The sequence below is a fragment of the Pandoraea commovens genome, from assembly GCF_024704525.1.
In the GTDB taxonomy this organism is placed as follows: domain Bacteria; phylum Pseudomonadota; class Gammaproteobacteria; order Burkholderiales; family Burkholderiaceae; genus Pandoraea; species Pandoraea commovens.
In genome coordinates, this window is sequence record NZ_CP102780.1 from 5,749,320 (window position 1) to 5,763,889 (window position 14,570).

Consider the following 14,570-nt stretch of genomic DNA (forward strand, 5'->3'; position numbering starts at 1 on the left):
TCGCCGCAATGCGCCCCAATGCGCCCATTTCCCGGCAACTTCAGGGCGTTTACGACAACTCCGTTCTGTCGACGCGTCATATTTGGCCGCTCACCTCGAATGGAGATCGTCCTTGATCGACCCCGCCGCCTCGGCTACTTCAACCTCCTCGCCCCTTTCCCCTTTCTCCGATGTCTGTCCCCTCGTCGTTGCGAGCCAAACGACCGGCCACGCTCCCCACCCAATGGCCAGGCAACTCTCCGACGCCGTCAACGTTGCCGCGTCCCGCGAACTGCAAGGGACTGCACCGTCCATGCTCGATCCGACCGGATGGGAAGCATCCCTGTTTTTGGAGTTGCGCCCGACCCACCGACTGCACCTGACCTGGCGCGACTTCTCCTCAAGCGGACTAACAGATGCAGCGGCTTCGCAGTTGGATATTGCGAAAGTGGAATTTCTCAACTTCCGGAATAACGGACTGACCGGTTTCGTTCCTGGCCCGGCTACCGCAGGCGCTATCGGCATCAATCTCGCGAACAATGCGGTGACGACGCTGGTCTTTCCCGATAGTGGCCTGCCTGAACTATGCGCACTGAATATCTCGGCGAACCCGCTCGACGCGCTTCCCGAGGGGTGCGCTGAGCGCATGCCGCATCTCGTGCGTCTGCACGCCTGGCAATGCGGACTGGCAGCGTTACCTCAAGACTTTCATCGACTGACGCACCTGAGAGCGGTCAATCTGGCGGGCAATCGGTTGACGTCGTTGCCCGCCATGCCACCGCATCTGCGAGAAGTGCACTTGTCCGGCAATGACTTTCACGACATCCCGTCGTCGCTGACGTGTTTGCATCCCGGTTGCCACGTCTACCTGCACGACAACCCGCTAAGCAGCGAGGCGATAGCCGGGTGGCACGCCGTGCGCGGCCCCAAGCCGATCCTCCATGTCCCTGCCGCCTGAACGCCCGCCGCCGGATGCCTCACGGCCCTCGGCGATGTTCATCGCGTTCCGGTAGGCGCTAAAGGTCTCGCGGATGTCTGGACAAAGTCTTTCGACTGCCGCTGCGACACGTCCATAAAGCTGCTGACGGGCATTCGTTTTCACGTTGACAGAAAACGTCTCGCCATCGGCAAGTGCGAAACTGAGCGGCAGCACCTCGACAAACGTGTGGTATCCGCCGAAGTTCATGAACGACGCAATGCCCAACGCGGCGGCTTCCACCATATCTCGCTTGCCGCTCAGTGACTCACCTTCCAGATAAGTCAGCGCGTAAAGCGTTTCGAACGCACTGGCCGAGTGCGCGCATGCCACCGGCATGCCCGCGTCGCGACTCTGCCTACCGTAAGAACCCATCACGATCCATCGATTGATGGCATTGCCGTGTGTAAGCTCATGCGACGCCAGCGCCGGGATCAGGCGCGCCCTGAACGGTTCGGGCATACGTGCGTAGCCATCGTCGGTCAGCACCCCAGGGCGTCCCATTTGCCGGATGGGTTCATGAACGCGCGCCATCGCCATGCGTCCCATCGCCCGCACCTGGGCTTCATGCCGCGTACTTCCCGCCTGCGTCGCAAAGCTCGGTGCCGCGTAGACACGGCCCGTCCCCGCGTTGTGCGTGCGACCGTCGACCCGCTTCGCGCCGGTCGTCAAATCGACGCCGTTTTCATCGCGGACCATCGGTCGACGCTCCCATCGATCCCGTGTTTCGGGCGAGTCGAATGCCGCGTGCCGCAATGAGCGCATCATCTCGTCGTGCAGCGTCTGAACCGCGCCTTCGTTCATTCCCATCAGGCGCGCGATGAATTGACGGTTTTGCGCACCGGCGTCGGCGTCCGTCAGGAGGTCATACAGTAGCGTGCCGAAACTGCTCAGCAACCAGATCTGAGTCAGCGTGTTTCGCCATTGGCCGTCACCCGGCACATTCCCGTCGCGTTGCAGGACCGATTCGACCCACGTCCAACCCGATGGCTTCGCGCCGGTCATCCAGCTTTCGTTGAGCTCCATCGCAGCGCATCGGCCGATCTCATCGCCGTCGGGAGCGACTTTCTTGAGCATCTTGCTATCGAACAATTGACGCCACGAGTACGTTTGTCCCGCAAGTCCCAGCGCAAGGTCGGAAAATTTCCCATCGTTGTATATCGACGCAAGCACCCGATGAAGCGCCCGCGCCTTGTCGTTCAGCACATCGCCCACTGCGCCCGGGGAATCCAGAATCGCCAGCGAAACACCGGTCTCGAAACACGTCGCAGCGATGGGATTTAGGACGGTGTCGTGCAACACGGGAAGCGCATTGAGCGCGTGAGACGAGATCAGATCGCCGGCCAGCGGCACCGCATGCCGCGTACGTGGCTGAGTAACAGCGTGCAAGGCACTCGCCAGTTCTGCGGCACCCGAGGCGATGAGTGGCCGCTTGGGTCGACCGGAGGCAGGCAAATGCTGAAGCACCCTGCCTGCGTTGGCGGCGGAGTACGGCGGCGGGTCCGATCTCGTACGACCTCGCAGCGCGACGCAGGACAGGTCCGCGGCCAGGTCATTTTTGACGATGGTCTTGAAAAGCGCGGGCAGAACAAATGCAGCGCGAGTCATATCGTTTGCCGGAAAGTAGGTGCGATTTGGCATGGAATTTCAACGTCCTTTGATTTCGAATGAGAATGCGCGAATGCCGTGCCGCCCGCCGTGAATGGCAGTGAGCGGGACGACATCAGTCCAGGAGATGTCTCTCTTGTACGAACCGGGTCATTAGAGGCGAGACGCTCGATAAGTGCCGCTGTGCTTCGCGGTTTGGGTCATCGCAATCGTCGTAGACCTTCTTTTGTCCCCCTCGGGCGCGATACCTGTAGTTCTGCACGCTTTTAGAAAGCCGCCCACCTGGATTGCGGAATGCGGCGTCCCGATTCAAAATCGGTCGGTCAGATCACGGCATGGCTATCCGCAAACCTTTCGGAGGACAACGACATGGCAGGACGCTTCATCAGTATCAAGTCACGCGACGGCAAAACCTTTCAGGCCTATCTGGCGACGCCCGACAACAAGGGTTCTAGCGCAGGCAAGGGTCCGGGACTGGTGTTGTGTCAGGAAATCTTCGGGGTGAACGCCTATATCCGCGAACTCGCCGATCGTTACGCCGAAGAGGGTTATGTCGTGCTGGCCCCCGATCTGTTCTGGCGCATCGAGCCGGGCATCGAGCTCGGGTATTCGTCCGGTGACTGGCAGCGCGCGTTCGCGTTGTTCCAGAGCTTCGACGTCGATCTCGGGATGGAAGACGTGGGTGCCACCGTCGACGCGCTGCGGGCACTGCCCGAATGCGTCGGCGGCGTGGGTGTGGTCGGGTACTGCCTGGGGGGCAAGCTCGCCGCGCTGTCCGTGACGCGAACGAGTGCGGACGTCGCGGTCGGGTACTACGGCGTGGGGCTGGAGCAGCATGTCGAAGAACTCGCGGGCGAGCATCCGCCCCTCGTATTGCATATCGCCGAACTCGACAAATACGCGCCCGCAGAAGTGCGCGACGCGCTGACCGAACGTCTCGGCAAGCATCCCAGCGTCACCCTCTACAGCTATCCGGACGCCGATCATGCGTTCGCGCGTCCCGGCGATCACTTCAACCGCTCGGCCACGCAACTTGCGCACCAGCGCACCATCGCCGCGATCCGCAACGTCGTTGGACCGCATTTCGACTTCGCGTCGCTTTGGGAAACACATTGTGCGTATGAGTTCGCCATTCGTGAGATCGACCCGCTCATGAAGACGATGGTGCCAGAGCCTTACGTCAATCACATTCCGACGATGACCGGCGGCGTGGGTCACCAGCAACTGGCGCACTTCTACCGAAATCACTTCGTCAACAGCAATCCGCCCGATACCCAATTGATTCCGATCTCACGGACCATCGGCGCGACGCAACTGGTCGACGAATTGCTGTTTTGCTTCACGCACACGACGCCGGTTGACTGGATGCTGCCGGGGGTCGAGCCGACGGGACGCCGGGTCGAGATTCCGCTGGTCGCCATAGTGAGATTCCGGGGAGACAAACTGGAGCACGAACACATATATTGGGATCAGGCGAGCGTGCTGGTGCAGATCGGTCTGCTTGACCCGAAGGGATTGCCCGTCGCGGGTGTGGAGACTGCGCGCAAATTGCAGGACGAGAATCTGGCATCCAACGCCCTGATGCCGAACTGGTCGTTCGGCACACGCGCCGGGTAACCCCGGTAGTCCCGGTAGTCCCGGACGGTGTCCCGCCCGTGCCCTGCGTCGGGCGCGGATGCCGTTCGTGCAGCACCGGTAGTCAAAACAAGAACAGTGTCGCGATCGTTGCGGGAGACAAGTCATGAATACGCAACTTTCCCGGTGCGGGCATTTGCCGCGTACCGCCCGCATCGCTTGCACCGCCGTGCTCGGCGGGTCCGTCGCCGTTGCCTGCGCTCTGCTGGTGACGGGCTGTGCCAACCCGGACTTCGAACCGAAGAAACCGCTCATCCTGAACTTTCCATTCGGTCAGGCCCCGCTCACGGGTCTCGATCAATACAAGATCGCGGCGGCCCGGCGCATCGTTGAAGTCAACGCGCGCGAAATCACACCGGGCAATCCACAGCCAATGTTGCGCTCCGTGGTGTCGCTCGAATACTGGGTGGACCGCAATGGAAACGTGACCGGCGTGGCGCTCTACCGCAGCAATGACGATCACGAGGCCGAGCGCATTGCCATCGCCAGCCTGCGACGGGCGAGCCCGCTCCCGGCACCGAGCCGTGCGCTGGTCGACAGCAGTGGGCGTGTGCGTGCTGTCGAGACGTGGCTCTTCAATAACGACGGACGCTTCCAGTTGCGCAGCGTGGCGGCGCCCCAGATCGACGGGCAGTGATATCGTGGGGGTCATCCGCCCACCCTGCCCCGCCGGAAGTCGGCGACGGAGACTCCCATGCCGCGATTTGCTGCGAACCTCACCCTGCTCTACCAGGAAGTACCGTTTCTCGACCGTTTTCGCGAAGCGGCGAGCGATGGCTTCCGGGGCGTCGAATTTCTGTTTCCGTACGAGCATCCGGCGCAGGAAATCCGGACCCGTCTGAATGACACCGGCCTCACGCAAGTGTTGTTCAATGCGCCGGCAGGTGACTGGGCCAGTGGTGAGCGCGGCCTCGCAGCGCTGCCTGGACGCGAAGCGCAGTTTCGCGATGGCATTGAACTCGCCCTCGACTATGCCGACGCGCTCGGCTGCCGTCAGTTGCACGTCATGGCAGGCTGTCCCGATGCCACCGAGTCACCCGAGCGTTGCCGGGCCACGTTTCTCGAGAACCTCGCGTATGCGGCGGGGCAGGCGGCGGCGCACGGCGTCACCGTCATGATCGAACCGATCAATCCGCGCGACTTTCCGCGCTATTTCCTGACGCGTCAGGATCAGGCCCATGCCATCCGCTCGGAAGTTGGCGCAGGCAATCTCAAAGTCCAGTTCGACGCTTACCACTGTCAGATCGTCGAAGGCGATCTGGCGATGAAGCTGCGTCAGTACATCGGCAACATCGGCCATGTGCAGGTCGCCGGGGTGCCTGCACGGCACGAACCCGACACGGGAGAGGTGAACTACCCGTTCCTGTTCCGGTTGCTGGATGAATTGGGATACGCGGGATGGGTGGGGTGCGAGTACCGCCCGCAAGGCGAAACCCGTGCGGGACTGGGCTGGCTCAAGCCATGGCTCAGAGCGACTGCGTCGCGCTGACGCGGCGACGTCTTATGCAGGCGCGAATCGATTTCCGAAAAAAAAATCGGATGTCGAAACAATCGTCGGGTGAATATCGGGAAACGTCGGGAAACGTCGGAGAAAGTCTTAGGAAAGATGTAGGACGAAACAGGCAAAAAAAAATGGCGGGACACACGGGCCCGCCAAAACCACACGCTACGGGGTTAGCGCGAGGAGACCAGATTCGGAGCACTGCATCGAACCACTTGCAATTCGCGCCGGGGGACGCCTCTTGCCGATACAGTCGCGCTGCTGTGTTACCGGGGGATAAGCACTTCAGCGTTGAGATGCATTGTGGTGGAAAGGTTTGGACGGAGGGGTAACAAAGTGTTTCAGGTTGTAACACCTTGAGCGTTACATCATCGCAGCGACACCCCTGAGAGCCTTATCCGGCAAGGACTTCAGAAGAGACACAAATTGCTCGTGTTGGTTCGTCATCCTGAATAACTCGCCGGATAAAGCATTTCGTCGTCACCTCTGCGTCACCTCCCCGACATCTCATCGACATCTCGGAATTCACCTACTCAAGCCCGACAATCATCCGCTATTGCCCTGCCCGGACTTACCTGCGCGAGGTGTCACGTCTTGCACGTCGTCGGTTGCGATGTGCTACTTTCAATCTTTGTGCGTGGCAACAAAGTGAGCAATGGAAACCATTGAACGACTGGGGCAGATTCTGGCGCGAGACCGGGTGATCGCTGTCGTGGGATTGTCGCCGCGGCCGGACCGGCCGAGTTTCACCACATCGCGCTATATGCAGCAGCACGGCTACCGGATCGTGCCGGTCAATCCGCAGGCGGCGGATTCGGGCGAAACGATACTGGGCGAAACCGTTTACGCGAGCTTGAGCGAGGCGGCGGACGCTTTGCGGGCCGAGGGCGTGCGCATCCAGATGGTCGACTGCTTTCGGCGCAGTGCGGACATTCCGCCCATTGCGCAGGAAGCCGTGGACATTGGTGCGACAAGTCTGTGGATGCAGCTGGGCATCGAGAACGACGAAGCCGCTGCGGTAGCGCTGGCGGCGGGGCTGGATGTCGTGATGGACCGCTGTGTGAAGATCGAACATCAACGTTGGCTGATGCAGGGCGGTGGTTAGCCGAGTCAGCCAAAGCAGGTCGGCGACCGACGCAATGTCGCATCGCCACGTCCCGAAAAACAAGAAATCCCGACGTCCTCCGCTCCTCCTAAAACGCCAACCTATTGCTGCCATGACCATCGATGCCGATTTGCTCGCTTACTACGACCTGATGGCGCGTAAGTACCCCACCCCTGAGAACGCGCCCGCACCGACGCCGCAGGAAGTCCGGGCCAAATTCGCGACCGTCGCGGTCGAGGCCTTGCGTCCGTTACCGGCGGGTTTGCGCAGCGAGACGTTCGACATTCCTTTGCCGGGTCGCAACCTGCGCGCGCGCCTGTATCGTCCTGTGGGTCGCACCGTCCCGCTGGTCGTGTACTTCCACGGGGGTGGCTGGGTCGTCGGCGACGTCGACACGCATGGCACCGTGGCGGCCTTGCTCGCGCAGGATGCGGACGTCGCGGTGTTGAGCGTCGACTACCGTCTGGCGCCGGAGCACCCGTTCCCGACGCCCATCGACGATGCGCGAGAAGCGCTTGCCTGGGCGGCGGAGCAGCGAGCGCGGCTAGGCGTGAGTCTTGACCGTCTGGCTGTCGCGGGCGACAGTGCGGGCGGTCATCTGGCGGCGCAGGCGGCAGCGTGGTTCAACGACAAGCATCCCGGAATGGTCGGTGCTCAATTGCTCATCTACCCGGTGGTGCAGTATCGGTTCGACACGCCGAGTTATGAGCGATTGGCGGACGGTGTGGGATTAACGCGTGACGAGATGCGTTGGTACTGGAAGGAATTTCTGGGTGACGTAGAACCTGCGGAGGACGATGTCCGGGTGAATTTGATGGCGGAGGCACCACGTCATCCGTTGCCGAACAGTTTGGTGATTGCGGCGGAGTATGACCCGTTGCATGACGAGGCGGTGGAATATGCGCGGTTCGTTGCACGGACGGGCGCAAGGGCGGAGATCATCGAAGCGGCGGGCCTCACACACAGTTTTGCGAGATTGCAGCCGTTTGTGCCGCAGGCGAGGATGGTGATGCACGACGCCGCGCAGCGACTAAGAGAGTGGTTGGGATAAGAGGAAAAGCGAAGGGACCAGAAGACCGAGGGGTTTTCTGGGCCCTGGGCAAGGCAGGCCGGAACAAGGGGGGCGCTCACCGCAGTGACTTAAAGGTAGTGGAACGGAGGGGAGCGCCCCCCTTGTTTCGGTGTCGCTGCGGAGTGCGGAGGGTGAGGCGTTGGCCTTACCCGACAGCGTTAGCCCCTCACTTCAGCCACTTATCGACAACGGCTTGATACTCACCGGTTTTCTGGGCGAGGTTGAGCCACTGATCGACGTAGTGTTTAAAGACGTCATCGCCGCGAGGCAGCAGGTAGGCCTTCTCGCCAAACTGAAGCGGCTTATCGGGATTGACCGGGCATAAGGCAGGATTGAGCTTGTGCTGGAGCAGCGTCTCGGAGGAGTCCGTGACCATGACATCCGCTTTCCCGTCGGCGATCTGTTGGAAGATCGTGACGTTATCCGGGTAGATGGTGAGGGTGGCGTTGGGGAGGTACTGACGGGCGAAGCGTTCGTTGGTGCCGCCGGGGTTGGCGATGGCGCGCGTGCTGGGTTTATTCAGATCGGCGAGCGTCTGGTACTTCGACACGTCGGCGCAGCGAACGATCGGCGACTTCCCGTCGATCATGACCACCTTGCTGTAGTAGGCGCGCGCGGCGCGATCGAGCGTCACCGAGATGCCACCGACGGCGATATCGCACTTCCCGGCGGTGAAGTCGTCCATCAGTGCCTTCCACGTCGTGGGAACGATCACCGGCTTCACGCCGAGCGACTTCGCCAGCGAGGCGACCAGATCCACGTCGATGCCTTCGAACTGGCCGTCCGGGCGGCGGAACGAATAGGGCTTGTAGTCGCCCGTTGCGCAAGCGCGCAGGGTGCCCGACTTCACGATGTCGTCGAGCCGGGAGTGGACGGCGGAAGGCTGGGGCGTGGCGGACTGTGCCTGCGCGAGGGTGGCAGTGGCGATACCGGTGGCGAAGGTGACGGCGAGCGCCGCCCCTGCCATGAAAGCCGCGCGGGCGGCCGTCTTCATGACTGTCATGCTTGTCTCCGTATTGTTTTACTGGCGTTGTGACGCACGAGTTTCCCGCGTCGTCTGTGGCGGCGCGTGGGCCTCTCATACTACGGGTTCGGACGCGACGCCGCCAACCCGCGCAAAAAAATCGACGCCACAGCGCACGTCCCTCCCAAGCGCTTATCTGCGGCATAACAGCCCGGCCCGCGACCAGCCCCCGGATACCCGAGTAAAATGACCGCTTGCCCAAAACCAACCGACCCTCCCTGCGACGTGTCCCAAGCTCTGCAAAACGATACTTTCCTGCGCGCCCTGCTGCGCCAGCCGACCGAGTACACGCCGATCTGGCTGATGCGTCAGGCGGGCCGGTACCTGCCCGAATACAACGCGACCCGTGCCAAGGCCGGCAGCTTCCTGGCGCTGGCCAAGAACCCTGCCTACGCCACCGAAGTCACGCTTCAGCCGCTTGAGCGCTTTCCGCTCGACGCCGCGATCCTGTTCTCGGACATTCTCACCATCCCCGACGCCATGGGCCTCGGCCTGTCGTTCGAAGCGGGCGAAGGCCCGCGCTTCGCGCATCCGCTGCGCACCGAAGACGACGTGCGCGGCCTTCAGGCCCCGGATCTGGACAGCCTGCGCTACGTGTTCGACGCGGTCAGCGAAATCCGCCGCGCTCTGAACGGCCGCGTGCCGCTCATCGGCTTCTCGGGCAGCCCGTGGACCCTCGCGTGCTACATGGTCGAAGGACAAGGCTCCGCCGACTTCCGCACCGTCAAGACGATGATGTACGAACGTCCCGATCTGATGACGCACATCCTCGAGACCAACGCACGCGCCGTCGCCGCCTATCTCAACGCTCAGATCGAAGCGGGCGCGCAGGCCATCATGGTGTTCGACACCTGGGGTGGCGCGCTGGCCGACGGCCTGTATCAACGCTTCTCGCTCGCCTATATGAAGAAGGCGCTCGAAGGCGTGCACCGCGAATGGAACGGCGTGCGTATTCCGCACATCGTCTTCACCAAGGGCGGCGGCCAGTGGCTCGAAGCCATCGCCGACACCGGCCCGGACGCCATTGGTCTGGACTGGACTGTCGATCTGGCGGCGGCCCGTCGTCGTGTGGGCGAGCGTTGTGCACTGCAAGGCAATTTCGACCCCACCGCCCTGTTTGCCGCGCCCGACGCCATCCGCACCGAGGTGCGCCGACTGCTCGACGCGTACGGCAATGCACCAGGCCATGTCTTCAACCTCGGACACGGCATCTCGCAATTCACCAACCCCGAGCACGTTGCGGCGCTTGTGGACGAGGTACACAGCTATAGCCGGAAGATCCGTCAGACGGCGTGATCAAAAATACGCGCAAGCGAAGACGCGGGTTCGCGGGGCATTTCGCCCTGCAAACCCAACCGCCGTTTCAAGTGGGGAAAGTCAAGGGATAAGCGGTCGAAGAACCCCTCCAATTTGCGGAGTTGTCCCGAAGACTTATGCACAAATTCTCGCTGCGCCGCCGCAAGTGAGAGACGTCGATAAGGCACCGTCGACGTCATTCATAAGCTATTGATCAAAAAGCAATTTTGATTCAAGCAAAGTCGGGGGTCCAAGCGATGCGAGGGCCGCGCAGCGAGGCTGGCGAGCCATAATCCCCACAGTTCTCAACATAGTTATCCACAAGCGTTTCGAAGCCGCCGGAAAGCCGACTCAAATCCGGGGTTTACCGAGACTTCTCAGGATTCACTTTAAGTTTGACCCGCACCGACGACCTTTCCGAACCGAGTGACGCATCGCACGACGATGCACTTGCTCCGGCGGCCCCGCCCCGTGCAGGTACGCCCGCCATCGCTCGCGTTGCGCTCGATACGCCGCTGATCACGCTGTTCGATTACCGTCTGGATCAGGCGGCGAGCCTCGGTCAGCTGGTGCAGGTTCCGTTCGGACGACGACAGGTTGTGGGCGTTGTCTGGGAATTGACGCAGCGCAGCGAAGTTGCGCCTGCGAAGCTGCGAGAAGTGACGTCTGTTTGGCACGAATTGCCGCCGCTCGGTGATGACTGGCGCGATCTGATGCAGTTCGCGTCGCGGTACTACCAGCGCGGTATCGGGGAAGTCGCACTGCCCGCGATCCCCGGCCATCTGCGCACGCCGATGCGCTGGCCGCGTCTGCTCGCGCAGCGCGGCGTGCAACGTTTTCGCATCGCCGACGGCGCGCTGTCCACGCTGATGGAGAACGTCCCGGCGCGACTGCGCGCACAGCGACGGCTCGCCGAAGGGCTTGCGCAGGCGGGCACGCTCGATGCCGACGAAGCAAAGGCGTTGTGTTCGAAGGCTGCGGACGCGCTCAAACAATGGGCTGCCGCCGGATGGGTCGTCGTCGAGACCGTGCCGTTCCATGAAACGGTGCGCGATATCGAGGATGCAGAGGATGCAGAGGATGCAGAGGACGACGAAGCTACCGACGTCGGCGACGCGTCGCCCGCCGCCCTCGCCGAAGTGCTGGACGATGACACCGACAGCGCCAGCCCGCTCGGAACGAAGACGCTTACCGTCGGACAGGCGGACGCAGTCGGTGCCATCCACGACGCCCTGATCGCCGCTGGCGCCCAGCGTCTGGACCAGACGACGGCCACCGACGACGCACCCGACACCCCCGCTTGCCCGCCCTTTCTGCTCTACGGCGTCACCGGCAGCGGCAAGACCGAAGTCTATTTGCGCGCGGTCGCCGAAGCGTTGCATACGCGGGACGTGCGCGATGCTCAGGTGCTCGTTCTCGTCCCGGAAATCAACCTGACGCCGCAGCTCGAAGGCGTGTTCCGCGCGCGCTTCCCCGACGAGACGCTCGTCACCCTGCACAGCGGACTGGCCGAAGGCGAGCGCGCCCGGCACTGGCTTGCCGCCCATCGTGGCGAAGCGCGCATCGTGCTCGGCACGCGTCTGGCGGTGATGGCCTCGCTGCCCCACCTGCGGCTGATCGTCGTCGACGAAGAACACGATCCGTCCTACAAACAGCAGGAAGGCCTTCGGTACTCCGCACGCGACCTTGCCATCTGGCGGGCAAACCGCCTGCGTATCCCTGTGGTGCTCGGCTCGGCCACGCCGTCGCTCGACAGTTGGAACCGTGCCGAGCAAGGCCGCTACGTGCGTCTGGCCATGCCCGAGCGCGCCACCCCCGACGCCGTGCTGCCGCGCGTGTCGCTCATCGACATGGAGATCGAGCGCAAGCGTCAGCGTGTCGTCCACGAAGGGCTGTCGCAGCCACTGCTCGCGGCCATCCGAGCGCGGCTGGAAGCGGGCGAGCAAAGCTTGCTGTTCCTCAATCGTCGCGGTTACGCGCCCGTGCTCAACTGCGATGCCTGCGGATGGATCAGCGACTGCCGCCGATGCAGCGCGCACATGGTGCTGCACAAGCCTGAGCGGCGCCTGCGTTGCCACCATTGCGGGGCAGAATCGCGTATTCCGCATGCGTGCCCCGATTGCGGCAACCTCGATCTGGCGCCGCTCGGACGCGGCACGCAACGGATCGAAGAAGCACTCGCCGAACACTTCCCCGACGCGCGGCTCGCGCGGATCGACGCCGACAGCACGCGTCGCAAAGGCAGCGCACAAGCCCTGTTCGCACAGGTGCATGCGGGCGAGGTCGACATCCTGATCGGCACGCAGATGGTGGCCAAAGGACACGATTTCCGTAACGTCACGCTGGTGGGGGTGGTCAACGCCGACAGCGCCCTCTTCTCGCATGACTTCCGGGCGGCCGAACGTCTCTTCGCCCAGCTCATGCAGGTGGCGGGCCGTGCCGGACGCGCCGCGCGGGCCGACGGCCCCGGCGACGTGCTGATTCAGACACGCTACGCGTCGCATCCGCTGTTCGCGTCGCTCATGCGCCACGACTACGCGGGCTTTGCCGCGCAACAACTGGAAGAGCGCCGCGTCGCACTCTTGCCGCCGTACACTCATCAGGCACTCCTGCGCGCCGAAGCCCGCAAGCTCGACGACGCCATGGCGTTCCTGAAGCAAGCCCGCGAAATCGCCGCCACCCCGGCGCTGAACGACCCGCGCATCTCGTTGTGGGACCCCGTCCCCATGACGATGGTCCGCATCGCGGGCACCGACCGGGCGCAACTCGTGGTCGAGAGCCCCCACCGGGGCGCGCTCCAGCGCTTCCTCACCCACTGGATGAGCGAGTTGCGCGCGTTAAAAGCGCCTGTTCGCTGGCATCTCGAAGTCGACCCTCTCGAAATATAAATCGGTATATAGCGTTCCGGAAATTTGACAACATCGGAAGAATCTCCGACGATGCGGCCATAAGAACGCTGCACGTCGAACGGTTCACGTCATCTGCACTGCATTTGAACGATAAGAAGTCCCTACAGGAGACATCCGATGAAGTCGCACGACCGGAGCGCCGCCCCTACGGCGCCGCAAACCGCATCCTCTCTCGTTCCTCCCGAATACGCCTTTTCCGAGTCACCGGCCGAGTCCGCTGTGGCTGAAGTGTCGCGCCGTCGATTTTTGCGACGTGCCGGTGCGCTCGGCGTCGGGGCCAGCCTCGCGGGCCGCGCACTCGATGTGCTCGCCGCCACCACCGCACCGCAGACGGTGACGCTGCCGTTCGCGAATGGCGAGCGCGAACTTGTCGCGTATCCGCAGAAGCGTCCGCTGATCCGGCTGACCGCACGTCCGCCGCAGTTGGAAACACCGTTCGAAGTGTTCAACGACGGCCTGATCACGCCGAACGACGCCTTCTTCGTGCGCTATCACCTCGCGGGCATTCCGACCGACATCGATCCGGCGAAGCATCGGATTCGCGTCGGCGGCAGCGTCGCGAAGCCGCTCGACATCTCGCTGGCGTCGCTCAAGAAGGATTTCGGCGCACCGGTCGAACTGGTGGCCGTGCATCAGTGTTCGGGCAACAGCCGGGGCTTCTTCGAGCCTCGCGTGGGCGGCGGCCAGATCGCCAACGGTGCGATGGGCAACGCGCGCTGGCGCGGCATTCCGCTTAAGCGCATTCTTGAGCGCGCGGGGGTTTCCGCCAGCGCGAAACAAGTGACGTTCGAAGGCCTCGACCGCCCGATCGTCCCGGCGACGCCCGAATTCGTGAAAGCGCTCGACCTCGATCACGCGATGGACGGCGAAGTGATGGTCGCATTCGCGATGAACGGCAAAGACCTGCCAATGCTCAACGGCTTTCCGGTGCGCCTCGTCGTGCCGGGCTACTACGGCACGTACTGGGTCAAGCACCTGGCGGACATCAACGTCGTGGACAAAGTGTTCGACGGCTTCTGGATGGCTACCGCCTACCGCATTCCCGACAACGACTGCAACTGTGTCGAACCGGGCAAAGCACCCGAGAAGACCAAACCGATCGGTCGCTTCACCGTGCGCTCCTTCGTCACCAGTCACACCGACGGCCAGCAAGTGGCGGCGGGCAAACCGATGCGCGTGCGCGGCATTGCGTTCGACGGCGGCGAAGGCATTCGCGACGTGCAGTTCTCAACCGACGGCGGCCAGACATGGCAGGCCGCAAAACTCGGCAACGAGCTGTCGAAGTACTCCTTCCGCGAATGGACGGCGTCGTTCACACCGCCGCAAGCCGGCGAGTATGTTCTGAAAGTTCGGGCGACGAATCGCGCGGGGGTCACGCAACCGCTGCAATCGCTGTGGAATCCGGCGGGCTATCTGCGCAACGGGGTGGAAACCGTGCGCGTAGTCGCGGCTTAAGGCGGGGGAC

At 62.9% G+C, this 14,570-nt stretch carries 11 protein-coding genes; 9 read left to right on the plus strand and 2 right to left on the minus strand.

What is annotated here, in order from left to right; translation table 11 throughout:
- The first annotated feature begins 112 nt into the window (after positions 1–112).
- Positions 113–937 carry a leucine-rich repeat domain-containing protein gene (locus tag NTU39_RS25875; protein ID WP_257958861.1) on the plus strand — a complete coding sequence of 275 codons (825 nt, stop codon included), beginning with the start codon at positions 113–115 and terminating at the stop codon, positions 935–937.
- Here NTU39_RS25875 and NTU39_RS25880 read toward each other — a convergent pair.
- Complete coding sequence (locus NTU39_RS25880; RefSeq protein WP_257958862.1) at positions 863–2,344, minus strand: hypothetical protein; 1,482 nt, start codon at positions 2,342–2,344, stop codon at positions 863–865. The two genes, NTU39_RS25875 and NTU39_RS25880, sit on opposite strands and share 75 nt — an antisense overlap.
- A 588-nt stretch (positions 2,345–2,932) precedes the next feature.
- Here NTU39_RS25880 and NTU39_RS25885 point away from each other — a divergent pair.
- From NTU39_RS25885 to NTU39_RS25905, 5 genes are all read left to right on the plus strand, one after another.
- Positions 2,933–4,180, plus strand: coding sequence for a dienelactone hydrolase family protein (locus tag NTU39_RS25885; protein ID WP_150663622.1), 1,248 nt, complete (start codon positions 2,933–2,935; stop codon positions 4,178–4,180).
- A gap of 124 nt (positions 4,181–4,304) precedes the next feature.
- Entirely contained in the window at positions 4,305–4,835 is a 531-nt protein-coding gene (locus NTU39_RS25890) for an energy transducer TonB family protein (RefSeq protein ID WP_150663623.1), read from the plus strand.
- 57 nt (positions 4,836–4,892) lie between these two features.
- On the plus strand, positions 4,893–5,687 hold the full coding sequence (otnI, locus tag NTU39_RS25895; RefSeq protein WP_150663624.1) for a 2-oxo-tetronate isomerase: 795 nt from the start codon (positions 4,893–4,895) through the stop codon (positions 5,685–5,687).
- 667 nt (positions 5,688–6,354) lie between these two features.
- Positions 6,355–6,804, plus strand: coding sequence for a CoA-binding protein (locus NTU39_RS25900; RefSeq protein WP_039393924.1), 450 nt, complete (start codon positions 6,355–6,357; stop codon positions 6,802–6,804).
- Between the two features lie 112 nt (positions 6,805–6,916).
- Positions 6,917–7,855, plus strand: coding sequence for an alpha/beta hydrolase (locus NTU39_RS25905; protein WP_150663625.1), 939 nt, complete (start codon positions 6,917–6,919; stop codon positions 7,853–7,855).
- A gap of 187 nt (positions 7,856–8,042) precedes the next feature.
- Here NTU39_RS25905 and NTU39_RS25910 read toward each other — a convergent pair whose 3' ends face one another.
- Entirely contained in the window at positions 8,043–8,870 is an 828-nt protein-coding gene (locus tag NTU39_RS25910; RefSeq protein WP_174984580.1) for a transporter substrate-binding domain-containing protein, read from the minus strand.
- Positions 8,871–9,125: 255 nt separating this feature from the next.
- On the opposite strand from NTU39_RS25910, the gene hemE reads away from it, so the two are divergent.
- The 3 genes from hemE (at position 9,126) to sorA (ending at position 14,560) form a co-directional block, all read left to right on the plus strand.
- A complete protein-coding gene (gene hemE / locus NTU39_RS25915) occupies positions 9,126–10,196 on the plus strand; it encodes a uroporphyrinogen decarboxylase (RefSeq protein WP_281357711.1) in 1,071 nt (356 codons plus the stop codon).
- 395 nt (positions 10,197–10,591) lie between these two features.
- Positions 10,592–13,084 carry a primosomal protein N' gene (locus NTU39_RS25920; RefSeq protein WP_257958863.1) on the plus strand — a complete coding sequence of 831 codons (2,493 nt, stop codon included), beginning with the start codon at positions 10,592–10,594 and terminating at the stop codon, positions 13,082–13,084.
- 138 nt (positions 13,085–13,222) lie between these two features.
- Positions 13,223–14,560, plus strand: coding sequence for a SorA family sulfite dehydrogenase catalytic subunit (gene sorA, locus NTU39_RS25925; RefSeq protein WP_246184495.1), 1,338 nt, complete (start codon positions 13,223–13,225; stop codon positions 14,558–14,560).
- Positions 14,561–14,570 lie beyond the last annotated feature (10 nt).